The organism is Ferrovibrio sp. (assembly GCF_036381655.1).
Lineage (GTDB): Bacteria > Pseudomonadota > Alphaproteobacteria > Ferrovibrionales > Ferrovibrionaceae > Ferrovibrio.
Genome location: NZ_DASVCJ010000026.1, coordinates 39,016 through 61,781 on the forward strand (window position 1 = coordinate 39,016; position 22,766 = coordinate 61,781).

Consider the following 22,766-nt stretch of genomic DNA (forward strand, 5'->3'; position numbering starts at 1 on the left):
TCTAGGCTTTCACACGCAGTTTGAACCGCTGGATCTTGCCGGTTGCCGTTTTCGGCAGCTCACTGACGAATTCAATCCAGCGCGGGTATTTATATGGTGCGAGACGGTCCTTGACGAAAGCCTGAAGCTCGCTGACCAGCGCATCATTGGCGCCCATGCCCTCCTTCAGTACGACGAAGGCCTTCGGCTTGATCAGATCGTCGCTGTCGGCATGGGCCACGACGGCAACTTCCAGAACCTTCGGATGTGCCTGCAGCGCGGATTCGACCTCGAAGGGCGAGACCCAGATGCCGCTGACCTTCAGCATGTCGTCGGAACGGCCGGCATAAACATAATAGCCGTCCTTGGTCTGCAGATACTTGTCGCCGGTGCGGGTCCACGGCCCCTGGAACGTCGCCAGGCTTTTTGCGCGGTTGTTCCAGTAGGCCACGGCGCAGGACGGCCCGCTGACCAGCAACTCGCCGATCTCGCCCTGCTCCACCTCCTGGCCATTCTCGCCGACGATCTTCAGATCATAGCCGGGCACCGCCATGCCGGTCGTGCCATAGCGGACATCATCAGGCCGGTTCGACAGGAAAATGTGCAGCATCTCGGTCGAGCCGATGCCGTCCAGGATGTCGACGCCGAACAGCTTATGCCAGCGGCGGCCGATCTCCTCGGGCAGCGCCTCGCCGGCGGACACGCAGCGGCGCAGCCGCGCCGAGCCGCTTTCCCCGGTGATGTTCGGATCGGCCAGGATGCCGGCATAGAGCGTCGGCACGCCATAGAAGATCGTCGCCTGATGCTGCTTCAGGCGCTGCATCACGGCAGCCGGTGTCGGACGCTCGGCCATCAGCACGGCGGTGGCGCCGACATGCAGCGGGAAGGTCATCGCATTGCCCAGGCCATAGGCGAAAAACAGTTTGGCAGCCGAAAAGACCAGGTCGTCCGCCTTTATGCCCAGCACGTCCTCTCCGTACAGCACGGCCGTATGCACCAGATCGCCATGCAGATGCATGGCGCCTTTCGGCATGCCGGTCGATCCGGATGAGTAGAGCCAGAATCCGATATCGTCCGGAGTGGTATCGGCCGGCTCGAGCTGATCGGATTGCTCGTCCAGCAGCTTCTGCAGCGGCGTCACCGTCGGCGGCACCTGGCCCGAGATCAGGACCTGTTCCAGGCGCGGCTGATTGGCAATGACCGGCCGGAACTTCTCGACCAGCGCGTCCGAGACAACCAGGACAGCGGCCCGACTATCGCGCAGCAGGAAATCGTAATCCTTGGTGGTCAGAAGCGTATTGACCGGCACCGGAACGGCACCGATCTTCATGGCGCCGAAAAACATCGCCGGAAAGTCGATGCCATCGAGCAGAGCCAGCATCACCCGCTGCTCGGGCCGCACGCCCTGGCTTTTCAGCAGGTTGCCGGCCCGGTTCACTCGCGCCGCCAGGTCGGCATAGGTATAACTGCCCTTGTCGTCGATGAACGCGATCTTGTCGCCGCGCCCCTCGACGAGGTGACGGTCGATGAAATGGCTGGCGGCGTTGTACCGCCGCGGCAGCTCCAGAAAACGCGGCATTGCTTCCTCCCGATTTTTACGCCGCTCGTATTTTTCTTCAGGCGGCTTGTGCGAGCGGCGCCACCTGTTCGGCCCATTCCAATGCCCAGGCCACGCCGTCCTCTTCCGGCAACGTGCCGCCCGAAGCGTTGTGCCTCATGCGTTCGCCGACCACCGTGGCGTTCAACTCGCGCAGGATTTCCTCGAACTGCTGGCCGCCGTGATTGAACGTGTCCTGATAGGTGCTGTCGCCCAGGCCGATGACGCCGCAGAGCTTCCCGCTCAGGTCGGGCTTGCGGGACTGCAAGTCGGCGAGGAAATCACGGGCATTGTCGGGGACATCCCCCTGGCCATAGGTGGAGGTGCAGATCAGAAAGGCGCCCGGCCGATTGAAAACATCGGTCTGCAGATTGTCCATCAACAGGATTTCGACCTCATGCCCCTTGTCTTCCAGCGCCTTCTTGACGTCGCCGGCGACAAGCTCGGCGGTTCCGGTCATGGTGCCGACAAGTACGGAAATCTGCATGGACGAAATCTCCTATACGGTAGTGGGTCCGAACTATAACGCATGATCCGCTGGCACTCTAGGGCAAAATGCATTATAATGCAGACATGACCGAAAGCCGCGACCGGATCATCCCTGAAGACACGGCCTTTCTGCAAGCCGTGGGCGAGCGGGTGCGCAATGCCCGCGCCCGCCGCGGCATGAGCCGCAAGATTCTCGCCAAGGATTCCGGCGTTTCCGAGCGCTATCTCGCCCAGTTGGAATCGGGTGCCGGCAATATCTCGATCCTGCTGCTGCGGCAGATTGCCCGCGCCATGGATCTGCCGATCACCGAATTCCTCGGCGACCGCGCTCCCTTGAGCGTCGATCAGGCATTGCTGTTGCGGCAGGTCGAGGAGCTTTCGGCTGAGCAGATCGAGGAGCTGCAAAACCTGATCCGCGAACGCTTCGGGATTGCGCCGCGGGTGAAGCGCCATATCGCGCTGATCGGCCTGCGCGGAGCCGGCAAGACCACGCTCGGCCGCATCCTGGCTGATAACTTTCGCCTGCAATTCATTGAGATGGCTAATGAAATAGAATCGGAAGCCGGCCTGAGCCTGAACGAGATCTTCGACCTTTACGGCCAGAGCGCCTACCGCCGTTTCGAGGCCCGAGCCCTGGAGCGGATCACCATGGACCCGACGCCGAAGGTAATCGCCACCGGCGGAAGCCTGCCGTCCGAGCCTGGCACCTATGCCCATCTGCTCGGCCATTGCTTCACGATCTGGCTGAAAGCGCGGCCGGAGGAGCATATGGGGCGCGTCATGGCACAGGGCGACCTGCGCCCCATGGCCGGCCAGTCCGAGGCCATGGAAGACCTGAAGCGCATCCTGGCGCAGCGCGAGGCGCTGTATGCCCGGGCCGATCTGGCCTTCGATACGGCCGGCAAGAGCCCCGGCCAGGCCGCGCGGGATTTGATCGCCGCCGTGCAGGCCCATCCCGGCTGGCTGGCGCGAGAAGCCGCCGCATAAGCTGCAAGATATTTCTTGTCACCTTGGAATGATGTATTATAATGCACATCAGCGAAGGGAGGACTGCGCATGGCCGAAAGCCAGTCGAACGGCGCCGCGTTGGTGGATTTCCGCACCGAGCCGGGTCAGTACAAGCATTGGAAGCTGAGCATCGACGGTCCCATCGCGATCCTAGCGATGGACGTGCAGGAAAATGGCGGCCTGCGGCCGGGCTATGAACTGAAGCTCAATTCCTACGATCTCGGCGTCGATATCGAATTGCACGATGCCGTCCAGCGGCTGCGCTTCGAGCATCCGGAAGTCCGCTCGGTCATCATCACCTCGGCCAAGGACCGCGTCTTCTGCGCCGGCGCCAATATCCGCATGCTGAGCCAGTCGACCCATGGCTGGAAGGTCAATTTCTGCAAATTCACCAACGAGACCCGTAACGGTATCGAGGAAGCCACCGCTGAATCGAAACAGGCCTATATCGCCGCCGTGAACGGCCCCTGCGCCGGCGGCGGCTATGAACTGGCGCTTGCCGCCGACTACATCGTCATGGCCGACGACGGCGATACGGCAGTGTCGCTGCCGGAGGTCCCTCTCCTGGCCGTACTGCCCGGTACCGGCGGCCTGACGCGGCTTGTCGACAAGCGCATGGTGCGCCGCGACCGCGCCGATTTCTTCTGCACCATCGAGGAAGGCATCAAGGGCAAGCGCGCCGTCGACTGGCGCCTGGTCGATGAGGTCGTGCCCCGGACCAAGCTGGCCGAGACCGTGCAGGCCCGCGCCTGGGAATTCGCCGCCCGGTCCGATCGCCCGGCGGACGCCAAGGGCATCGCGCTGAACCGGCTGGAGCGCAAGATCGAAGGCGACCGGATCGCGTATTCCCATATCGAGGCCAGGCTCGACCGCGCCAAGGGCGTCGCCGAGATCACCGTTTCCGGCCCGCAGGCGCCGCCGCCGGCGGCTGCCGACGCAATCCAGGCCGCAGGCGATGCATTCTGGCCGCTGGCGCTGGCGCGCGAGCTGGACGACCTGATCCTGCATCTGCGCACCAACGAGGAAAGCGTCGGCATCTGGGTGTTCCGCAGCGCCGGCGATGCCGCGCTTGTCGCCGCCTATGATGGCGTATTGGAGCGGCATAAATCGCACTGGCTGGTGCGCGAGATCCGCCTGTTCCTCAAGCGCGTCTTCAAGCGCATCGACGTCTCGTCGCGCTCGATCTTCACGCTGGTCGAGCCAGGCTCCTGCTTCACCGGCACCCTGCTCGAGCTGGTGCTGGCAGCCGACCGCTCCTACATGCTGGACGGCAGCTTCGAGGGCGACAATCGTCCGCCGGCAACCCTGCGCCTGACGCCGCTGAATTTCGGCGCCTATCCTATGCCGAACGGTCTGAGCCGGCTCGCCAGCCGCAATCTCGACGATCCGGCCCGCGTCGATGCGCTGCGGCAGCGGATCGGCGAGGACCTCGACGCGCGGGCCGCCGATGAAGCGGGCCTAGTGACGTTCACGCCCGACGACATCGACTGGGAGGACGAAGTCCGCATCGCCATCGAGGAGCGCGCCGCCTTCTCGCCCGACGCGCTGACCGGCATGGAAGCCAGCCTGCGCTTCGGCGGGCCGGAGACGATGGAGACCAAGATCTTCGGCCGCCTCACGGCTTGGCAGAACTGGATTTTCCAACGTCCGAACGCGGTTGGCGAACAAGGCGCACTCAAGCAATACGGCACCGGCCAGCGCGCCGGCTACGACCGCAGGAGGGTCTGAGAATGGCGATCGACTACAATTCCCGCATTCCCAACAACGTCAATCTGTCGGATAACCGCCGCCTGCAGCGCGCCCTGGAAGACTGGCAGCCGAAATTCCTCGACTGGTGGCAGGATATGGGGCCGGCCGGCTTCCAGGCCCGCGAGGTCTATCTGCGCACGGCGACCAGCGTCGATGCCCAGGGCTGGGCGCATTTCGATTACGTGAAGATGCCGGATTACCGCTGGGGCATCTTCCTGGCCGAGCCGGAGGCCGACCGCAAGATCAACTTCGGCGATCACAAGGGTGATCCCGCCTGGCAGGACGTACCGGGCGAATATCGCGGCGTGCTGCGCCGCCTGATCGTCACCCAGGGCGATACCGAACCGGCCTCGGTGGAGCAGCAACGGCTACTTGGGCAGACCTGCCCTTCCCTCTACGATCTGCGCAACCTGTTCCAGGTCAATGTCGAGGAAGGCCGCCACCTCTGGGCCATGGTCTACCTGCTGGATGCGCATTTCGGCCGCGACGGCCGCGAGGAAGCCGAGGCGCTGCTGCAGCGCCGCTCGGGCGACAGCGACAAGCCGCGCATCCTCGGCGCCTTCAACGAGAAGACGCCGGACTGGCTGAGCTTTTTTATGTTCACCTTCTTCACCGACCGCGACGGCAAGTTCCAGCTCGCCTCGCTGGCGGAAAGCGGCTTCGATCCGCTGGCGCGGACCTGCCGCTTCATGCTCACCGAAGAAGCGCATCACATGTTCGTCGGCGAGACCGGCGTCGGCCGCGTGATTCAGCGCGCCTGCGAAATCATGCGCGACTTCAAGACCGACGACGTGCGCAAGCATGGCGGAATCGACCTGCCGACCCTGCAGAAATATCTCAACTTCCACTTCTCGGTTTCGCTCGACCTGTTCGGTTCCGAAATTTCGACCAACGCGGCGAATTACTACACGATGGGCCTCAAAGGCCGCTTCGACGAGACCCGCATCGATGACGATCACAAGTTGGCCGATGCCGCCTACAAGGTGCTGCGGCTGCGCGGCGACGCCATCGGGGAAAGCGAGGAGCCGGCCTTGCCGGCGCTGAACGAGCGCCTGCGGGATGACTATGTCAACGATTGCGCCCGCGGCGTCATGCGCTGGAACCAGATCATCAAGCGCCACGGCATCGATTTCGAACTGAAGCTGCCGCATCGCGGCTTCCATCGGCAGATCGGCCAGTTCGCCGATGTCCGCGTCACCCCGGAGGGCAAGGTGATCAGCCAGGCCGAATGGGATGCCCGCCAGCACGAATGGCTGCCGACCGAGGCCGACCGCAGCTATGTGATCAGCCTGATGCGCCCGGTCACCGAGCGGGGCAAGTTCGCGAACTGGATCGCTCCCCCGGCCCGCGGCATCAACAACCAGCCGATCGATTTCGAGTACGTACGGGCCTGATTTTCCAGTATTTCTTCCGTTCGGCCTGCCTCGGGGCGCCCCTTTGCCGGGGCGCCTCTTCTCCTGCCTCGGCTCTTCTTTTTTGCAGAATCGGCTCGTATAAGAGCGGGCATGTCCGCGCCCCCGAATCCCTATACCGTCCGTCGCATCGTCAAATGGGGTGAATGCGATCCGGCCGGGATCGTCTATACGCCACGCTTCCTTGACTGGGTGCTGGAAGCTGCCGAGAGCTTCTTCGCCGAGGTTGTCGGGGTCGACTGGTTTCAGCTGAACCAGAAATACGGACTCGGCTCGCCCAGCGTGAGCGTCAAGCTGGATTTCCGCAAGCCGATCCAGTTCGGCCAGCCATTCACCATCGAAGTGCTGGTGCGCCGGCTCAGCCGTTCGACCATCACCTACGCGATGCGCGGCCGCAACGGCGCCCATGAGCTCTGCTTCGAAGCCGAGCTGGTCTCCTGCATCGTCAATCATGCGCAGATGAAGTCGGTCGCCATACCCGACGACATCCGCCAGCCCATCCTGGCCTATCAGGCCGCCACCGCCGCCGTTCTTGAGAAGGATGCCGCCGCATGACCGAGGGTCACGGTTTCACCAAATTCTTTCCTGTCTCCTGGGAGGAGCTGCATCGCCATTGCAAAGCGCTTGCCTGGCGCTTGCTGGACAATGCCCATTTCAAGGGAGTCGTCGCCGTCACCCGCGGCGGTCTGGTGCCGGCCGCCATCGTCGCGCGCGAACTGGAAGTGCGGGTGATCGAAACCATTTCCTGCTCGACCTACAACGGCCTGCAGCGCGGCACCGAGGTCAATATCCTGAAAACCGCCGATGCCGCCCTGGCCGATCAGGGCGAAGGCTGGCTGATCGTCGACGATCTGGTCGATACCGGCGTCACCGCCAGGGCCGTGCGCAAATTGCTGCCCAAGGCGCATTTCGCCACGATTTACGCCAAGCCGGAGGGACGTCCGCTGGTGGATACCTACATCACCGAGGTCAGCCAGGATACCTGGATCCTGTTCCCCTGGGACCAGGAGGCCGTCATGTCGAAGCCGATCGTCGAACTGCGCGGCGGGCGCTGAGCGTCACGCCTCCGGCTTGCGGGCGGTCAACAGCGTCCACTGCACGACTTCGCGCAGCACGTCGCCCAGCGCCTCGTCGAAGGCCGCCACAACCGCGAGGATTTGCGGATCCCTGGCGCGGACACGCTTCTCGAAGCTGGCGGAAGCGACGATCTGCTGGCGCGGCTGAGCGATGATCTTGGCGTTCAGGGCGACGAGGATTTCGGGCACTGGACTGCCCTCCTTCAACTCCGCCTGGAATTCCCGCAATTCGCTTTTCAGGTTGAAATCCGAGCGCAGGCCGATCGACTGCCGGCCGACGGCAACGATCTTCCTGGTATTTTCGAAACTCTCCACCAGCAGCGTCTGCACCATGCGCGGCGCCCGCTCCGCCCAGCGCGCATCGGCATAGTATTTCACCTCATACGGGTTGGTCAGGATGGCGATCCGATGCGTATCCAGACCGCCCGCCGCGTAGGGCTCCTCGATCACCAGCTGCCAGTCCGCGTTCGGCAGATCGGCATGAAAGGTCGTCTTCGGCGATAGCGTGTAGATATTGGAAGGCGGCGCCTGCGGGATGATTCCGTTGCACCCGGCGAGCATCGACGCGGTGCCGAGTGCCACGGCGCTTCCCAGCAAATGACGTCGTGAGAAATCCCGGCTCATCTACGCCCCCCTCCATCCTTGTATTCCGGTTCGCGGTTGCCGAACAGAACGGCACTTGGATTGTCCTCCAGCCGCTGCGCCACCCGCGTCAGGCTGGCGACCATGATGCGTGCCTCGGCAATGAAGCGCTGAAATTCCCCGAGGCCGTCGGTGGTGATCGCCTGCAGCGGCCCCCTGTTCTCATGCACCATGGCCTGGATTTCGGCCAGCGTGGCGTTAAGCTGCTGCATGGCGCGCCTGGCATCCTGCACGGCCTGCGTGGCATCGCCGCTGACCAGCTTGTTCGTCTGATTGAGAGTGCTCTCGGTCTCCGCCAGCACGCGATCGAGCTTGGTCGCCACCTGCCTTGCCGCCGCCGCGGCCTGGGCGATATCGTCGCTGGTGCGCCCAAAGCCGTCGATCGCCTGGCCGATCTTGTCCTGCCGCGTGGCGAGGATTTGCGAAATCTGATGCAGGTCCGAAAGAAAGCCGGACAGGTTCTTCAGGTTTTCGTCGCTGAGCACCTCCACGGCGCGTTTCACCAGTTCCGGCGCAGCCTGGACGACATATTCGATGGCCGAAGGCCGTGACGGGATGACCGGATATTTGCCTGGGCCGCCGCTGCTCACCACCGGCAGAAATTCGGCCTTTTCCGAGCCGGGCGAAATCAGCACGTAGGAAATGCCGGTAATGCCCTGCAATTGCAAGGTCGCCTCCGAATCGCTGCGGATCGGCGTGTCGGCATCGACTTCGACCGTCACCCGGATCTGGCTGGTATTCTGGCGGTCGATGACGATCTGCGAGACGCTGCCCACCTTGATGCCGTTGAACCGGACGTCGCCGCCGACGCCCAGGCCGGCGACGGAGCCGGAAAAGTAGATGTTGTAATATGCGACATCCTTCCTGACCTGCGACTTTGCCAGCCACAGGGAGAAGACGATGATCGCGGCAACGAAGACCAGCACGAAGCTGCCGATCAAAAAATGATGCGCACGGGTTTCCACGATTCACCTTCCTTCCAATGCCGCGGTCACGGTGGCGGCACGGGCCCGCGGCCCATGGAAATACTCCTTGATCCAGGGATGCTCGTTCCTCAGCAACGCTTCGATCGGTCCAACGGCCAGAACCTTTTTCTCGGCGAGTACCGCTACCCGGTCGCAGATGGCATGCAATGAATCGAGATCATGGGTCACCATGAAGACGGTAAGGCCAAGCGCGCGTTGCAGATCGAGGACGAGTTGATCGAAAGCCGCAGCCCCGATCGGATCCAGGCCGGCGGTCGGCTCGTCGAAGAATACCACTTCCGGATCCAGCGCCAGTGCCCGGGCCAGCCCGGCCCGCTTACGCATGCCGCCGGACAGCTCGGCCGGATATTTCGTCGCCGCATCCGGCGGCAAGCCGACCATGTGTATTTTCGCCGCCGTGATCTCGTCGAGCAGATCCTGCGGCAACCGGTAGAATTCCTTCAGCGGCACCTGCACATTCTGAGCCACGGTCAGCGAAGAGAACAAGGCTCCGCTCTGGAACAGAACGCCGAACCGTTGCCGCACCGCGGTCAATGCCGACGGTTCGCCATGGATCATGTCGGTTCCCAGCAGCTCGATATTGCCGGCCGCCGCGCGGTTGAGGCCGATGATGGTGTTGAGCAGAACCGATTTGCCGGTCCCCGAGCCGCCGACAACGCCCAGCACTTCGCCGCGAAAGACATCGAGATCCAGATGGTCGTGCACGATATTGCGGTCAAACCGATTGACCAGACCGCGCACCCGGATCACCACCTCGCGCTGTTCGGTCATGCCCAGCTCTCAGATGTTGAGGATGTTGAACATGATGGAGAACAACGCATCGAACAGGATGACGAGAAAGATCGACTGCACCACCGAACGGGTCGTCAGGCGGCCGACGCTCGCCGCATCGCCCTTGACGCGCAGTCCCTCGTAACAGCCGACCAGCGCGATCAGGGCAGCGAAGACCGGCGCCTTGATCATGCCGACGACAAAGGTGCGCAGGGTGATTACGTCATGCAGGCGCTGAAAGAACAGGAAGGGGTCTATATGCAGCGAATTCCAGGCCATCAGGGCTCCGCCGAGCAGGCCCATGATGTCGGCGAAGAAGGTCAGAAGCGGCAATGTGATAATCAGCGCGAACATGCGCGGCAGCACCAGGACGATCACCGGATCGAGGCCGAGCGTGCGCATCGCGGCGATTTCCTCGTTCACCTTCATGGTGCCGATCTGCGCCGTGAATGCGCTGCCGGAGCGGCCGGCGATCAGGATCGCCGTCAGCAGTACGCCCAATTCCCGCAGAACGGAAATGCCGATCAGGTCGACGACGAAGATCTCGGCGCCGAAGCGCTGCAATTGGCTGGCGCCCTGATAGGCCATCACCATGCCGATCAGGAAGGACAAGAGGCCGACGATCGGAATCGCCCGCAAACCGGTTTCCTCCATATGGTAGACCATGGAGGTCAGCCGCAGATGCTTGAGCTGGACAACGGTGCGGACGGCGCTTTCGGCGACCCGGCCGATGAAGGCGACGAACCGGCGCGCCTCGCGCAGGAAAAATTCCATCAGCCAGCCGAAATAGACGATCAGGCCGATCAGCCCGCTGCCCGGCCTTGGCTGCGGTGCCAATGCCTCACAGGGCGCGACGTAATCGAGCAGCCGCCGATACCGCTCCGGCGTTTGAGGCCAGTCCACGGCGGCGCCCTGTTCGCTCAATCGGCGCCACAATCTGTGCAGCAATACGGCCCCGGCGGTGTCCAGCCGGTCGAGCCGGCTGGTATCGATCACCGCCCGGCGCAGGCCGGCGGCTTGCACGGCCGTGACCTGCATCGCCAGATCGGCCATGCTGGGCAGTGTCCAGGCGCCGCTCAGGCTGAGCCGCAGCACCGTCCCGTCACGCTCCGTTTGCAATCCGCCGCGCTGCATGGCTCCCGGCCCGGAAAAACAAGAGGACTTGCGACAGAGTTAGCAGAAATGACAGTCTCGGCAAACCGACCAGGGGGGCCACCATGCCGCGCTTCGCCGCCAATCTGAGCTTTCTGTTCCAGGAAGAACCGTTCCTCGACCGCTTTGCCGCCGCGGCGGATCAGGGATTCGAGGCGGTCGAGTTCACCTTCCCCTATGAACATGCCCCGGCGGCCGTGGCAGCCGCCATGAAGGCGGCTGGCCTGCAGGTCGTGCTGTTCAATACCCCTGCCGGCGATTGGGCCGGCGGCGAGCGCGGCCTGACCGCCCTGCCCGGCCGACGCCAGGAATTCCGTGCCGCCATGGACCGGGCCTTCGAGTTCGCTGCTGCCCTCAACTGTCCGCGGATCCATGTCGTCGCCGGCCTCGAGCAGTCCGGGAGCGACCGGCGCGTCCTGGAGGCCTGCTACATGGACAATCTCGCCTGGGCCGCGGAACAGGCTTCCGGCGCCGGGCTGATGCTGATGATCGAGCCGATCAACCGGCGCGACGTTCCAGGTTTCTTTCTGCACGATTTCGATTACGCCGAGAAGGTCTTGACCGAGATCGGCGCCCCCAATCTGCGCCTGCAATTCGACATCTATCATGCCCAGATCATCCATGGCGATCTGAGCAAACGCCTCGAGCGCCAGATGCCATGGATCGGTCATATCCAGATCGCCAATCCGCCGGATCGCCGCGAGCCCGGCGGCGGCGAGATCGATTACGGCTTCATCTTCGATCGCCTCGAAACCCTCGGATACGACGGCTGGATCGGCTGCGAATACCGCCCGGCCGGCGCCACTGCCGCCAGCCTGGACTGGGCGCGGCGCTATGGCATCGTTCCGCCGAAGAAAAAGCTCAATCCATGAAGGCGGGCAGGAACAGCGCAATCTGCGGCACGGCGATCAGCAGGCCGATGCGAACCATATCGGCCAGCACGAAGGGCAGGATGCCTCTGATCACGGTCTGCAGCTTGATCTGACCGACGCCCTGGATGATGAACAGGTTCATCCCCACCGGCGGCGTGATCAGGCCGACCTCGACGATGGTGACGATATAGATGCCGAACCAGATCGGATCGATGCCCAGCGCCCGCGTGACCGGGAAAACCAGCGGCAGCGTCAGCAGGATCATCGCCAGATCGTCCATCAGGCAACCCAGCACCAGATAGAAGAGCGACAGCAGGATCAGGAATCCGACCGGGCCGAGGTGCAACTCCTTCACGATGCCGATCAGATATTGCGGCACGCTGGTGGTCTCGAAAAAGAAATTGAACAGGCCGGCGCCGATCAGGATCAGGAAGATCATGCCGCTGGTGCTCGCAGCCTCCAGCAGCGAGGCCTTGAACCGGTCCCAGCCCATGGTCCGCCCGACGAGGGCGAAAAGCAGCGCTCCCACCGCGCCGACCGAGGCGGCCTCGTTGGGCGAAAAGACGCCGATATACATGCCGCCGATCACCAGCAGGAACAGCAGCATCACCGGCCAGACGCCGCGCATCACCCGCAGCCGGGCATTCCAGTTCATCCGATCGCCGGCCGGGCCAAGCCGCGGATTGAGCCGCGTGGTGATGGTAATGGCCGCCATATACAGCACGGTCCCGAGCATTCCGGGCAGCAAGGCGGCGATGAACAGCTTGCCGAGCGACTGCTCGGTCAGCAGCGCATAGATCAGCAGAATGATGGAGGGCGGAATCAGAATGCCGAGCGTGCCGCCGGCGGCAATCGAGGCCGCCGCAAGGCTGTCGGCATAGCCGTGGCGCCGCATCTCCGGCAGCGCGACGCGGCACATGGTCGCCGCAGTGGCCAAGGCCGAGCCGCAGATGGCGCCGAAGCCGGCGCAGGCGCCGACGGTGGCAAGCGCCAATCCGCCGCGATAATGGCCGAGAAAGGCATAGGCCACGTCGTAGAGCTGACGTGACAGGCCGGCATAGGAGGCGAACACGCCCATCATGACGAAGAGCGGCACCACCGACAGGCTGTAGGGAAACACGCTTTCGAAGGGCGATGAGCCCATCACATAGGCCAGGCCATCCCAGCCTTGCAGGAACAGGAAGCCCACCCCGCCGACCACGCCCATCGCCACCGCGACCGGCACGCGGACCAGCATGAGCAACAGAACGGCGGCAAAGCCGCCGGCGCCGACCAGAGCGGGCATCATGAATTCGGCTCCGAGGACTGGGAGGATAGGAATGCGTCATGCCCCGCCAGTGCCACCACGGCGTAGCGGAAGGCGACCACGGCGGCGATCAATGCCGCGAAGAAGGACCCGGCCAACAGCGGATACCAGTACCAGACCATTGGCAGGCCGATGGTCTGCGACCGGTCGCCCATCATCGCCACCGTGTCGAACTGGCCGATGCCGTACCAGCCTATCGCCAGCATCAGCAGCGCGCCAAGCAGCGCCGCCACGGCCTTGCAGACCGCCTGCAACCGGAATGGCAGGCGGTCGACGCCCATATCCACGGCGACATGGCTGTCGCTGATGAAGCCGTGGGGAATCGTCAGGAAAGCTGCCGCGACGATCAGCATCTGGGTGATGTCGACGGTTCCGATGATGCCCTCGCCCCCGACATTGCGGATCACGATATCGGCGCAGGTGATCGCGCCGGCCAGCAAGGCGCAAAGCACGGCCAGCTTGGCCGCCCAAGCGGCGGCCGTCTGGGCAGAACGGTAGATACGGATCATGCGCGACTACTCAACTCAAAAAATGACGACCCATCCCGGCTTTGGAAAGCGGGATGGGTCGCGGACCTGCACGAGATCAGGATTTGCCCTCGTATTTGGCGATATGCTGCTGCATGTCGCGATAGATGGCGCGGGCATCCTTGACGCCATGCGCCTCAAGATCGTCCAGCAGCTTCTCCGTCGTCGGCTTCAGCGCCTCCCGCCAGCGATTGCGCTCGGCATTCGATAGCGACGAGATCACATTGCCCTTGTTGCGGGCCGCTTCCAGGCCCGGAGCGTCCCACTGATTCCACCAGTCGCCGAATTTCTCGGTCAGCGCCGCGCCAGTGGTATCGTCGATCGCCTTGCGCACATCCGCCGGCAGGCTGTCGTACTTCTTCTTGTTCATGACGAAATAGAAGCTTGCCGTATAGGAACGCGCATCGAGGTGATACTTGGTGACCTCGAAAAGCCGGAAAGAATAGATCGGATCCCATGGGAACACGGCGCCGTCGATCACGCCGCGCTGCAGGTTCTCATAAACCTCGCCCGGCGGCAGACCGACCGGGGTCGCCCCCAGTTGCTGCAGCATGGCGTTGATCTGCGGGCTGGGCGAACGGATGCGCAATCCCTTCAGGTCGTCCATCGTCTTGACCTGCTTGTCGCGCGTATGGATCAGGCCGGCATTATGCGCATGCAGAGCCAGCACCTTGACGGTAGGCGGAAATTCCTGCGCGAAATATTTCGGATAGAGATCCCACAGCGTCCGGCTGGCGGCATTGGCCGTCTGCACAAGGAAAGGAAATTCGATGATGCCCATGCGCGGGAAACGTCCAGCCGGCAGACCGCGCAGGCCATGGGCGATATCCACCACGCCGCTGACCGCCTGCTCGAGCTGGCGGGCCGGATTGCCGAATGCGCTGCCGGCAGGATAGATCGTCACCTTCACCTTGCCGTTGGTGCGCTTGGTCAGATCCTCGGCCCAAGGGCCCAGCCAATCCCGCTGAATGCCATGCCCGGGCGGCAGGAAATGGCTCAGCTTGAGTTCGATTTCCTGTGCCATGGCCGGCACCGCGAAACCGGCCAACAGGATGGCGGCAGCAATAGCTTTACCAGTAGATCGCACGATACCCCTCCCAGAAAGTGTTTTTCGCAGACTAGTTTCATGTGAAACTAAGGTCAAGACGACCGGTCGGCATAGACGGCGCCCTTTGATGACGCCTAAGCTGCGCGGCGCAGGCAGTCCGTCGTAAAGGCCGAGAGACGAGAAGGTATACTTCATGGGGCGCATGGTAGCCGTGGCGGGCATCGCGTTGGTCGTCGGGATTCTGGTCGGCGTCGGCGCGGTGTCGTTGCAGCATTCGGCGGAAACGCCGGTCGCGCGCGCGATCAAGGAGGCGGAACCGGTTGCCGGATCGATCCCCAATGTACCGGAAGTGCGGGCGCCCCATAAGGTATTGAAGCTGGCGAGCACCGTGCCGACCAGTGCGCCGCTGATCGGAACCATGGCCACCGAAACCGCCGAGCGGCTCGCCTCGCTGTCGGACGGGAATATCGAATTCAAGCTGTACGAACCCAAAACCGTGGTGCCGAACGATCAGCTCCTCGACAAGGTATCGGACGGCGCCATCGATGCGGTCTGGGCTTCGGCAGGCGAATTTGCCGACCGCGACTCTGCCTTCTGGTTCTTCTCGGCCGTTCCCTTCGGCCCTGCCGCTGACGAATTGCTGGCCTGGCTGGATTCCGGCGGCGGTCAGGAGCTGATGGATGCCAGCTTCGCCCGGTTCAATATCAAGCCCATCGTCTGCGCGGTCCTGCCGCCCAAATCCGGCGGCTGGTTCCGCCGCGAGATCACCAGCGTCGACGATCTCAAGGGCCTCAAAATGCGCTTCAAAGGCCTCGGGGCGAGGGTCATCGCCAAACTTGGCGTCGAGACTGTCGCGATGTCGGGCGGAGATACGTTCTATGCCCTGCAGAGCGGTGCGATCGACGCTGCGGAATTTTCCTCGCCGAAAGTCGACCTTCGTTTCGGCTTCGACAAGGCTGCCGGCTATTACTATTTCCCGGGTTGGCATCAGCAGAGCAGCCTGATGACTCTGCTGATCAATGCGGCAAGCTGGGATGCCTTGTCCGATTCTCAGCGCGATCAGATCACCAGCATCTGCGGCGACAATATCCGCAAGAGCCTGGCGGAAGGCGAAGCCGAGCAGATCAAGGCCCTGCAGGAAATCAATGCCAAGGGCATCGCCGTCCAGACCTGGCCGCCTGGCGTCCTGGAGGCGCTCCAACAGGCCTGGCATCAGGTCGTCAAAGAGGAAAAGGCCGCCAATCCGGAATTCAAGACGGTCTGGGACTCGTATGAGGGATTCCGCAAAGCCTATGCCGATTGGCGTAGGCTCGGGCATCTGCGGTAACGCCTACTGGCTCAGCGAACGCCGGAGCTGACGGACGCGCCGCTCCACCGAGATATCCATGCTGGCCGTGACCTCGAGGCTGCGGTCTTCCAGCGCGTCGCCGCGCGGATTGGCACGCACCCGCGCTTCGACCGCTGCATCACGGCGTCGGATCAATTCGGCGATCTCGGGCTGGAAAAGCCGCAGCAGGGCATTGAGCCACTGGTTCACTTCCCGCACCGGCCAGCCGTGACTCAGCTCGAAGCGGTCCAGCATGGCGATGACGTCGCGAGCCGAAAACCAGGTCTCGTCGACGACCCAGCGATTCACCGTGAAAAGACGGATCGGCAAACCGTAATTGTCCATGGCGACGCCGACGATATGGGCCAGCGCCTGCTCGCCCCGCGGCCAATGCGAGCCGATCTCCTCGCGCGGCGAACATCTGCCGATCCCCACCCGCACATGGCGGGCCGGCTCGAAGCGGTCGGGCAGGAGATGCGGGCGCTGGAAGACATGGAAATGGCCATGCTCGCGGCCGTCGCCCCGGTGCGAGTGGTAGTAGTACTGCGCCCCGGTGTCGGGATCGAAGACATCTCCGGGCGGGTAATGCTGCTGTTCGAAAAAGTCCTTCTGGTCCCGCAACAATTCGGCCACCAGATTGGTGCGGCGGGCGGCAAGGTCCTCTTGAATCCGCATCACCTCGAGGCCGGCAGCCAACATCGAATGCAACCGCGCCTGGCCCGGACTTGCCATCATGTTCATACTGCAACCTTCCTTCGCGCCCCGTGGCGCATACAGGTCGGGCAGCCTAAGCAATCCCGGATTAAGCGGCGGTAAATGCGGCAATGGGTCGCTCTTGTTGGCGCGAGTCGCTGTGCTATTTTGCGGGCGGCTTTTGGAAATTAGCCGCATTCCAAACAAATCGTCGGTGGCCGAATCAGCCGGCGAAACCCGAGGAGCCCCACAAATGACGCGTATCCTACTGTCTGCAATTGCTGCTCTGGCCATCACCACCGGCGCCTTCGCCGCCCATGCCGATGGCAATCCAGAAGCCGGCAAGAAGGTGTTCGCCAAATGCAGAGCCTGTCATTCGCTCGACGCGGGCAAGAATGGCGTTGGCCCCAGCCTGCATGGCGTCTTCGGCCGCAAAGCAGGCACCGCCGAGGGCTACAAGTATTCCGACGCGATGAAGAACAAGGGCGTTACCTGGAACGAGGACAATCTCGAGAAGTATCTCGAAAACCCGAAGGCCTTCGTTCCCGGCAACAAGATGGCCTTTCCTGGCGTGAAGAAAGAGAGCGAGCGCGACGACCTGATCGCCTATCTCAAGCAGGCCAGCAAGTAACCTCCCTGCCCTGGATGAAAAGCCTCCCGGCGCCCCGGGAGGCTTTTTGCATTCTTTTTGTGTGAATGACATATATCACACAAATAGATGATTATTTATTTGCTTCTGCCATTCCGAACCGCTATATCTCTCGTATGGTCAAGCTGAACGAGATAAATGTCCCGGCCAATTCCAGCGTTTCCGCGACGACCGTGCGGGAATGGCTGGCGGAGGATTCGATTCTCCTGATCGACGTCCGGGAGCCCGAGGAACATGCCGACGAGCATATTCCGGGATCCGTTCTACTGCCGCTTTCCTCGCTGAATCCGGCCGATCTGCCTGAGGCGAAGGGCCGCCGTCGCGTTCTGCTCTGCCTGACCGGCAAGCGGTCCGCCATTGCCCTGGGACGGCTCGCCGCCGAGGGCGTGACCGACCTGCTGCATCTGGAAGGCGGCCTGCTGGCCTACAAGGTGGCCGGCGGCCAGACCGTCGAAGCCGGCGAAGCGGTCGCCGCCTGATCCGGCGGCCTGCACTTGATCCCGGCCCCGGACTTTTTCCTTTGACCGCCCTTGGCTAAGGTCTGCCAGTACTTACTGGAGGACGCAAATGCCTGTGCACGGCCCGGACGTGGTGCTGAACAACCCCGTCTACATCCATGAAACGGCGCAGATTTACGGGAAGGTCCGGCTGGAGGAAGGCAGCTCGGTGTGGATCAACGTCGCCATGCGCGCGGAAAATTACGAAATCGTGGTCGGCCCCTACACGAATATCCAGGATTTCGCCATGCTGCATGTCGGTGGCCAGACCGGCACCTATATCGGCGCCCATTGCTCCATCACCCATCACTGCACCATCCACGGCTGCACCATCGGCGACAACTGCCTGATCGGCATCGGCTCGACCATCATGGATGGCTGCGTCGTCGGGAATAACTGCATCATCGGCGGCCATACCTTCCTCAAGGAAGGTACCGTCATCCCCGATAACTCGGTGGTCGTCGGCAGCCCGGGCAAGGTGATCAAAACCCAGAACAACTACGTGCGGTGCCGCCTGAACGCCTGGCTCTATTACCGCAACGCGCTGGCCTACAAGCAGGGGCAATACCGGGAATGGGACCAGCCGGAAATGGCCAGGGCGGTCGGCGAGGAGATCGCCCGCCTCACCGAGGAACTGAAGGCCATGGAAGCGGCCGGACAGGCCTGAGTTTTCAGCGCAGGAGTCCCGCCTTGCGGCCGTGTAAAAGATCAGAAAGCAACGGCGCGAACGGGACAATCCTGAATGCAGATAGCAATGTCGCTAGCCTCGGTGGGGATCGCTCCCTCGGCTGTACGGCGGGTTGAAACGGTGCAGGATGACGATTCCGGTTTGATGCAGCGGGTCGCCGCCGGCGAGCATCGCGCCTATGCCACGCTGGTCGACCGCCATCTGCGTCATGCCGTCACCCTCGCCTATCGCGTCCTGTTCGATCGCGCCGAGGCGGAAGAGGTCGCCCAGGAGGCCTTCCTGCGGGTCTGGCAGCATGCCGGGCGCTGGCGGCCCGATGGCGGCGCCAGCTTCCGCACCTGGCTGAACCGGGTCGTGGTCAACCTGTGCATCGACCGCAAGCGCCGCCCGGGCATGGCCGCCCTGGAGGAACAACCGGACCCGGTTGACCCGGAAGCGACGCCCTATGAAGCGCGGCTGGCCGGCGAAACCAGCGGCCATGTCGCCGCCGCCCTGCGGAAACTGCCGGAGCGACAGCGGGCCGCGATTGTGCTGTGCTATTGGGAAGGCGAAAGCAATATCGCCGCGGCCCAGGCATTGGGGATCACCGTCGGTGCGCTGGAATCCTTGCTGGTGCGGGCCAAACGCACACTGCGGGACGAACTCTCGCCCGTCATCGGCGCCAAGGAGTGAGGCCATGAATCTCGAACGCTTTGCCATGCTGGTGGAAGCCTACGGCACCGATCCCGGGTGCTGGCCGGCGGCCGAACGGGCTGCGGCGCAGAGTCTGCTCGCCGCCGATACGGAGGCGCAGCGCCTCTTGCGCGAAGCCGCCGCATTGGATTCGCTGCTCTCTTCTCCCCCGGCCGCGATCGAACCGAGCGCCGCCTTGCGCGCCCGCATACTGGCGCAGATCGCGCCGCGGCCGGCGGCCATTCCGGGCTGGCGCGGCCAGTTGGCGGAGGCCATCGCCCTGTTGTTTCCGCGCGGCCGCGCCGTTCCGCAATTCGCTGCCCTCGGCCTCGCCCTGGTGATCGGCATCGGCGCCGGTCTGGCCGATATCGGCGGCCCGGAAACGACCAGCATCGATCTGTTTGCCCTGCAGGTCGCTGCGGCAGCCCCGGTTTCGCTTGAGGAGTAACTGACGTTATGACCGACACCGCCCCTCCTGCCCCGGCGCCGCGCAGGTCTGCCGCCAACCGCTGGCTGGCCATCGGCCTGATTGTGTCCGTAGCGATCAATCTCGCCTTCATAGGCTGGGGCGCCACCCGCATGGCCGGGTTCCACCGCATGTCGCCGCGGACCAGCGATCAGGTCGAGGAGCAGATCGCGCGCCGCCTGCCGGAGCATGCCGCCCATGCGTTCCGGGAAGCGATGGATCATGCCCGCAAGGGAAACAAGGCCTCTTTCCAGCAGATGCGCTACGACATCGCCCAGGCCCTCGCCACCGAGCCCTATGATCGCGCCAGGCTGGAGGCGCTGCTGCGCCAGCATCGGCAACGGATGGATCAGTTCCAGCAGAGCCTGCAGGCCGGCCTGCTTGCGGCGGCCGATGCGATGACGCCGGAAGAGCGCAAGGCCTATGCCGAACGCATGCTGCGGCACGGCCCGCCGCGCCACCGGCCGTCTCCTCCCCCGGCAGATGCGAGGGAGGACGGGTCGCCCCCGCCGCCAGGGCGCTGATCGGCTTGTTTCGAGCCCTCGGCCTGTTTAGCGTGGGCATCTCGCGGAGGTGCCCATGCTCAATGTCGTCATCACCGGCGGTGCCGGATTCCTAGGCCAGAAACTGGCGCATGAATTGCTCAGGCGCGGCAGCCTTGTCGGGCCGGACGGCAAACCGGCGGAGATTTCCCGCCTGACGCTGTTCGACGCGGCTGCCGCTGCCGGGCCGCAGGATCCCCGGGTGCAGGTGGTCACCGGCGATATCGGCGACGGCGCCTCGGTCCTGCGGCTGATCGGCCCCGACACTCATTCCGTCTTTCACCTCGCCGCCATCGTTTCGGCCGGCGCGGAAGCCGATTTCGACGGCGGCTATCGCGTCAATCTCGACGGCACGAAACACGTGCTCGAGGCCTGCCGCGCGATCACGCAGCACACGCCCCGGCTGGTCTTCGCCTCTTCGGTCGCCGTCTATGGCGGCAAGCTGCCGAAGACGGTGACCGACGATACGCCGCAGCGGCCGACGACCTCCTATGGCGTGCAGAAACTGTCGGGCGAACTGCTGATCAACGACTACAGCCGCAAGGGCTATGTCGATGGCCGCGCCATCCGGCTGCCGACCATCATGGTGCGGCCCGGCAAGCCCAACAAGGCGGCCTCCACCTGGGCCAGTTCGATCATCCGCGAGCCGCTTTCGGGCGTCGACGCGGTCTGCCCGGTGCGGCCCGACAGCCCGATGGCCTGCCTGTCGCCGCGGCGCACCATCGACGCCTTCATCCGCGCGCATGATCTGCCGGCCGAGCAGTTCGGCACCGACCGCGCCCTGCTGCTGACCGGCATCCGCGTCACCGCCGGCGAGATGGCGGCCGCAGTCGAGCGCAACAAGGGCAACCGCAAGATCGGCGAGATCAAGTGGCAGCCGGATGCGGCGATCCAGAAGATCGTCGACGGCTGGCCCGGCGAGACGCGTTCCGAGCGCGCCGCCAGCCTCGGCTTCACCACGGATTCGGGCATCGACGAGATCATACAGGCCTTCATTGCCGACGACCTCGATGAGCAGATCAAGAGTTTGCGGTCGTCGTAACGGCGGCTCTGCCGCTTATCGTTAAAAAACCCGTGGGTGCCCGGCACGAAGCCGGGGCATGCATCGGGTAATCAAATAGGTGTTCCCCATGACCAAGCCCTCCCCGGAAGCCCTCGCCATGGTGCGGCAGCTGATCGAAATGCCGACCGTCAGCCGCGATTCCAATCTCGAACTGATCCATTGGATTCGCGATCATCTGAAGTCGCTCGGCGTGGAATCCAAGCTGGTGCATGACGCGACCGGCAAGAAGGCCAATCTCTATGCCACGCTTGGGCCGCAGGACAAACCCGGCGTCATGCTGTCGGGGCATACCGATGTCGTGCCCATCGACGGCCAGGAATGGGATACCGATCCCTTCAAGCTGACCGAGAAGGACGGCAAGCTCTACGGCCGCGGAACCTCGGACATGAAGAGCTTCGTCGCCGTGGCTCTGTCCTACGCGCCGAAATTCCTGGCGCAGACGCTCGACACCCCGATCCACTACGCCTTCACCTATGACGAGGAGGTCGGCTGTCTCGGCGCCAAGCGGCTGATCGAAATCCTCAGGGACATGCCGGTACTGCCCAAGGCCTGTATCGTCGGCGAGCCGACCGAAATGCAGGTGATCGGCCAGCATAAGGGCAAAAAGAGCTGGCGCGTCGATGTGCGCGGTTTCGAATGCCACTCCTCGCTCATCCATCTCGGCGCGAATGCCGTGGAAGCGGCCGCCGAACTGATCGCCTTCATCAAGCAGCTCGCCCGCAAGAAGCGCGACAACGGCCCCTTCGACAATGAATTCGCGCCGGCCTACACCTCGCTGCATACCGGCACCGTGCATGGCGGCACCGCGCTCAACATCGTGCCGAAGGACTGCAGCTTCCTGTGGGAGATCCGCTATCTGCCGCAGGACGATGTCGATGCCCTCTACGCCGAAGTGGAGGCTTATGCCCGGACCAAGCTGGAGCCCGAGCTGAAAGCGATCGATCCCGCCTGCGGCTTCACCTTCACGCAGATTTCCGAGTTTCCGGGGCTTGCCACGGAGGATGGTGCGGGGGTCGTCGAACTGGCCAAGGCACTGACCGGCGCCAACCGGATACGGAAGGTCTCGTTCGGAACCGAAGCCGGCCTGTTCTCCGAGCTGGGCATTCCCACCGTGGTCTGCGGGCCGGGCTCGATCGAGCAGGCGCATAAGCCGAACGAGTTCATCGCGTTGGAGCAGATCGGGCTATGCGAGGCTTTCATGGGCCGTTTGCTGGAACGGGTGAAGCAGGGTTCGGCAGCTCTGCCCGTCTGATCAACGACTTGTCTCAAGCTGTCGCTGCCGTTCCCGGCCGATGCGGGCCGGTTCCGGGCCCAGCATCGGCCAATGCTGGAATATGGAGCCCCGGGGAGCATAGGACAAAAATCAGCAGCCTCTTCTGTCAGACCGCGCGCGGCAGGGCAGGTATGCAAAAAATAATATGGTGCAGTGCAGCATAGGCTGCTACCCCAGCACCGCCATGCACGCTCTTCGCCCTCAGCCACAGCCCCAGCAACAACCCCGGCCTCTGAATCTTGCCGCAATCGACCATACTCTCGCCCTGGCGGAGCATGAGCG

25 protein-coding genes are annotated in these 22,766 nt (G+C 63.6%); 15 read left to right on the top strand and 10 right to left on the bottom strand.

What is annotated here, in order from left to right; all coding sequences use genetic code 11:
• Position 1 precedes the first annotated feature (1 nt).
• Complete coding sequence (locus tag VF194_RS05385) at positions 2-1,558, bottom strand: benzoate-CoA ligase family protein (protein ID WP_330888793.1); 1,557 nt, start codon at positions 1,556-1,558, stop codon at positions 2-4.
• 37 nt (positions 1,559-1,595) lie between these two features.
• Complete coding sequence (locus tag VF194_RS05390; RefSeq protein WP_330888795.1) at positions 1,596-2,063, bottom strand: flavodoxin domain-containing protein; 468 nt, start codon at positions 2,061-2,063, stop codon at positions 1,596-1,598.
• Between the two features lie 86 nt (positions 2,064-2,149).
• Here VF194_RS05390 and VF194_RS05395 point away from each other — a divergent pair, with 86 nt between their 5' ends.
• The 5 genes from VF194_RS05395 (at position 2,150) to gpt (ending at position 7,289) form a co-directional block, all read left to right on the top strand.
• On the top strand, positions 2,150-3,052 hold the full coding sequence (locus VF194_RS05395; RefSeq protein ID WP_330888797.1) for a helix-turn-helix transcriptional regulator: 903 nt from the start codon (positions 2,150-2,152) through the stop codon (positions 3,050-3,052).
• Positions 3,053-3,121: 69 nt separating this feature from the next.
• Positions 3,122-4,801, top strand: a complete 1,680-nt coding sequence (gene boxC / locus VF194_RS05400; protein ID WP_330888799.1) for a 2,3-epoxybenzoyl-CoA dihydrolase — start codon at positions 3,122-3,124, stop codon at positions 4,799-4,801.
• A gap of 2 nt (positions 4,802-4,803) precedes the next feature.
• Positions 4,804-6,216 carry a benzoyl-CoA 2,3-epoxidase subunit BoxB gene (gene boxB / locus VF194_RS05405; RefSeq protein ID WP_330888801.1) on the top strand — a complete coding sequence of 471 codons (1,413 nt, stop codon included), beginning with the start codon at positions 4,804-4,806 and terminating at the stop codon, positions 6,214-6,216.
• A gap of 111 nt (positions 6,217-6,327) precedes the next feature.
• Complete coding sequence (locus VF194_RS05410; RefSeq protein ID WP_330888802.1) at positions 6,328-6,789, top strand: thioesterase family protein; 462 nt, start codon at positions 6,328-6,330, stop codon at positions 6,787-6,789.
• Positions 6,786-7,289: a xanthine phosphoribosyltransferase gene (gene gpt / locus VF194_RS05415; RefSeq protein WP_330888804.1), complete on the top strand. Its 504-nt coding sequence runs from the start codon at positions 6,786-6,788 to the stop codon at positions 7,287-7,289. Before VF194_RS05410 ends, gpt begins: the two co-directional genes overlap by 4 nt.
• A 3-nt stretch (positions 7,290-7,292) precedes the next feature.
• Here the strand turns inward: gpt and VF194_RS05420 are convergent, their stop codons facing one another.
• From VF194_RS05420 to VF194_RS05435, 4 genes are read right to left on the bottom strand one after another with little or no spacing between them, the layout of a single operon-like run.
• Positions 7,293-7,892 (bottom strand): ABC-type transport auxiliary lipoprotein family protein, encoded by a 600-nt coding sequence (locus VF194_RS05420; protein ID WP_330888806.1) that lies wholly within the window; start codon positions 7,890-7,892, stop codon positions 7,293-7,295.
• Between the two features lie 38 nt (positions 7,893-7,930).
• Positions 7,931-8,917, bottom strand: coding sequence for an MlaD family protein (locus tag VF194_RS05425; protein ID WP_330888808.1), 987 nt, complete (start codon positions 8,915-8,917; stop codon positions 7,931-7,933).
• Between the two features lie 3 nt (positions 8,918-8,920).
• Complete coding sequence (locus VF194_RS05430) at positions 8,921-9,709, bottom strand: ABC transporter ATP-binding protein (RefSeq protein WP_330888810.1); 789 nt, start codon at positions 9,707-9,709, stop codon at positions 8,921-8,923.
• A gap of 9 nt (positions 9,710-9,718) precedes the next feature.
• A complete protein-coding gene (locus VF194_RS05435) occupies positions 9,719-10,843 on the bottom strand; it encodes an MlaE family lipid ABC transporter permease subunit (RefSeq protein ID WP_330888812.1) in 1,125 nt (374 codons plus the stop codon).
• A gap of 83 nt (positions 10,844-10,926) precedes the next feature.
• On the opposite strand from VF194_RS05435, the gene otnI reads away from it, so the two are divergent.
• Positions 10,927-11,733, top strand: coding sequence for a 2-oxo-tetronate isomerase (gene otnI / locus VF194_RS05440; protein WP_330888814.1), 807 nt, complete (start codon positions 10,927-10,929; stop codon positions 11,731-11,733).
• On the opposite strand, the gene VF194_RS05445 is transcribed toward otnI, so the two are convergent.
• The 3 genes from VF194_RS05445 to VF194_RS05455 all read right to left on the bottom strand — a co-directional run bounded on the left by VF194_RS05445 (position 11,723) and on the right by VF194_RS05455 (position 14,653).
• Positions 11,723-13,021 (bottom strand): TRAP transporter large permease, encoded by a 1,299-nt coding sequence (locus VF194_RS05445; protein ID WP_330888816.1) that lies wholly within the window; start codon positions 13,019-13,021, stop codon positions 11,723-11,725. The two genes, otnI and VF194_RS05445, sit on opposite strands and share 11 nt — an antisense overlap.
• Positions 13,018-13,548, bottom strand: a complete 531-nt coding sequence (locus VF194_RS05450) for a TRAP transporter small permease (RefSeq protein ID WP_330888818.1) — start codon at positions 13,546-13,548, stop codon at positions 13,018-13,020. The genes VF194_RS05445 and VF194_RS05450 overlap by 4 nt, the downstream gene beginning before the upstream one ends.
• Positions 13,549-13,624: 76 nt before the next feature.
• Complete coding sequence (locus VF194_RS05455) at positions 13,625-14,653, bottom strand: TRAP transporter substrate-binding protein (protein ID WP_330888820.1); 1,029 nt, start codon at positions 14,651-14,653, stop codon at positions 13,625-13,627.
• A 154-nt stretch (positions 14,654-14,807) separates the two neighbouring features.
• On the opposite strand from VF194_RS05455, the gene VF194_RS05460 reads away from it, so the two are divergent.
• Positions 14,808-15,941, top strand: coding sequence for a TRAP transporter substrate-binding protein (locus VF194_RS05460; RefSeq protein WP_330888822.1), 1,134 nt, complete (start codon positions 14,808-14,810; stop codon positions 15,939-15,941).
• Between the two features lie 3 nt (positions 15,942-15,944).
• Here VF194_RS05460 and VF194_RS05465 read toward each other — a convergent pair whose 3' ends face one another.
• Positions 15,945-16,682 (bottom strand): DUF6969 family protein, encoded by a 738-nt coding sequence (locus VF194_RS05465; protein WP_330888824.1) that lies wholly within the window; start codon positions 16,680-16,682, stop codon positions 15,945-15,947.
• A 205-nt stretch (positions 16,683-16,887) separates the two neighbouring features.
• Between VF194_RS05465 and VF194_RS05470 the strand changes: the two genes are divergently transcribed.
• From VF194_RS05470 to argE, 8 genes are all read left to right on the top strand, one after another.
• Entirely contained in the window at positions 16,888-17,265 is a 378-nt protein-coding gene (locus VF194_RS05470; RefSeq protein WP_330888825.1) for a cytochrome c family protein, read from the top strand.
• A 134-nt stretch (positions 17,266-17,399) separates the two neighbouring features.
• Positions 17,400-17,762, top strand: coding sequence for a rhodanese-like domain-containing protein (locus tag VF194_RS05475; RefSeq protein ID WP_330888828.1), 363 nt, complete (start codon positions 17,400-17,402; stop codon positions 17,760-17,762).
• An 88-nt stretch (positions 17,763-17,850) separates the two neighbouring features.
• Positions 17,851-18,447, top strand: a complete 597-nt coding sequence (locus VF194_RS05480) for a gamma carbonic anhydrase family protein (RefSeq protein WP_330888830.1) — start codon at positions 17,851-17,853, stop codon at positions 18,445-18,447.
• An 87-nt stretch (positions 18,448-18,534) separates the two neighbouring features.
• On the top strand, positions 18,535-19,140 hold the full coding sequence (locus VF194_RS05485; protein WP_330888831.1) for an RNA polymerase sigma factor: 606 nt from the start codon (positions 18,535-18,537) through the stop codon (positions 19,138-19,140).
• Positions 19,141-19,144: 4 nt separating this feature from the next.
• On the top strand, positions 19,145-19,588 hold the full coding sequence (locus VF194_RS05490) for a hypothetical protein (protein ID WP_330888833.1): 444 nt from the start codon (positions 19,145-19,147) through the stop codon (positions 19,586-19,588).
• An 8-nt stretch (positions 19,589-19,596) separates the two neighbouring features.
• Positions 19,597-20,130 (top strand): periplasmic heavy metal sensor, encoded by a 534-nt coding sequence (locus tag VF194_RS05495; RefSeq protein ID WP_330888835.1) that lies wholly within the window; start codon positions 19,597-19,599, stop codon positions 20,128-20,130.
• 55 nt (positions 20,131-20,185) lie between these two features.
• Positions 20,186-21,190 carry a D-erythronate dehydrogenase gene (gene denD / locus VF194_RS05500; protein WP_330888837.1) on the top strand — a complete coding sequence of 335 codons (1,005 nt, stop codon included), beginning with the start codon at positions 20,186-20,188 and terminating at the stop codon, positions 21,188-21,190.
• An 88-nt stretch (positions 21,191-21,278) separates the two neighbouring features.
• Positions 21,279-22,463 (top strand): acetylornithine deacetylase, encoded by a 1,185-nt coding sequence (gene argE / locus VF194_RS05505; RefSeq protein WP_330888839.1) that lies wholly within the window; start codon positions 21,279-21,281, stop codon positions 22,461-22,463.
• Positions 22,464-22,766: the final 303 nt, after the last annotated feature.

Excerpts from the sequence above, each read along its gene's own strand:
- VF194_RS05460 (WP_330888822.1), top strand. The coding sequence starts at position 14,808 with ATGGGGCGCATGGTAGCCGTGGCGGGCATCGCGTTGGTCGTCGGGATT.
- VF194_RS05395 (WP_330888797.1), top strand. The coding sequence starts at position 2,150 with ATGACCGAAAGCCGCGACCGGATCATCCCTGAAGACACGGCCTTTCTG.
- VF194_RS05495 (WP_330888835.1), top strand. The coding sequence starts at position 19,597 with ATGACCGACACCGCCCCTCCTGCCCCGGCGCCGCGCAGGTCTGCCGCC.
- gpt (WP_330888804.1), top strand. The coding sequence starts at position 6,786 with ATGACCGAGGGTCACGGTTTCACCAAATTCTTTCCTGTCTCCTGGGAG.
- VF194_RS05410 (WP_330888802.1), top strand. The coding sequence starts at position 6,328 with ATGTCCGCGCCCCCGAATCCCTATACCGTCCGTCGCATCGTCAAATGG.
- VF194_RS05390 (WP_330888795.1), bottom strand. The coding sequence starts at position 2,063 with ATGCAGATTTCCGTACTTGTCGGCACCATGACCGGAACCGCCGAGCTT.
- VF194_RS05475 (WP_330888828.1), top strand. The coding sequence starts at position 17,400 with ATGGTCAAGCTGAACGAGATAAATGTCCCGGCCAATTCCAGCGTTTCC.
- otnI (WP_330888814.1), top strand. The coding sequence starts at position 10,927 with ATGCCGCGCTTCGCCGCCAATCTGAGCTTTCTGTTCCAGGAAGAACCG.
- argE (WP_330888839.1), top strand. The coding sequence starts at position 21,279 with ATGACCAAGCCCTCCCCGGAAGCCCTCGCCATGGTGCGGCAGCTGATC.
- VF194_RS05430 (WP_330888810.1), bottom strand. The coding sequence starts at position 9,709 with ATGACCGAACAGCGCGAGGTGGTGATCCGGGTGCGCGGTCTGGTCAAT.
- VF194_RS05485 (WP_330888831.1), top strand. The coding sequence starts at position 18,535 with ATGTCGCTAGCCTCGGTGGGGATCGCTCCCTCGGCTGTACGGCGGGTT.
- VF194_RS05470 (WP_330888825.1), top strand. The coding sequence starts at position 16,888 with ATGACGCGTATCCTACTGTCTGCAATTGCTGCTCTGGCCATCACCACC.
- VF194_RS05445 (WP_330888816.1), bottom strand. The coding sequence starts at position 13,021 with ATGATGCCCGCTCTGGTCGGCGCCGGCGGCTTTGCCGCCGTTCTGTTG.
- VF194_RS05450 (WP_330888818.1), bottom strand. The coding sequence starts at position 13,548 with ATGATCCGTATCTACCGTTCTGCCCAGACGGCCGCCGCTTGGGCGGCC.
- denD (WP_330888837.1), top strand. The coding sequence starts at position 20,186 with ATGCTCAATGTCGTCATCACCGGCGGTGCCGGATTCCTAGGCCAGAAA.
- VF194_RS05480 (WP_330888830.1), top strand. The coding sequence starts at position 17,851 with ATGCCTGTGCACGGCCCGGACGTGGTGCTGAACAACCCCGTCTACATC.
- boxB (WP_330888801.1), top strand. The coding sequence starts at position 4,804 with ATGGCGATCGACTACAATTCCCGCATTCCCAACAACGTCAATCTGTCG.
- VF194_RS05385 (WP_330888793.1), bottom strand. The coding sequence starts at position 1,558 with ATGCCGCGTTTTCTGGAGCTGCCGCGGCGGTACAACGCCGCCAGCCAT.
- boxC (WP_330888799.1), top strand. The coding sequence starts at position 3,122 with ATGGCCGAAAGCCAGTCGAACGGCGCCGCGTTGGTGGATTTCCGCACC.
- VF194_RS05465 (WP_330888824.1), bottom strand. The coding sequence starts at position 16,682 with ATGAACATGATGGCAAGTCCGGGCCAGGCGCGGTTGCATTCGATGTTG.
- VF194_RS05435 (WP_330888812.1), bottom strand. The coding sequence starts at position 10,843 with ATGCAGCGCGGCGGATTGCAAACGGAGCGTGACGGGACGGTGCTGCGG.
- VF194_RS05490 (WP_330888833.1), top strand. The coding sequence starts at position 19,145 with ATGAATCTCGAACGCTTTGCCATGCTGGTGGAAGCCTACGGCACCGAT.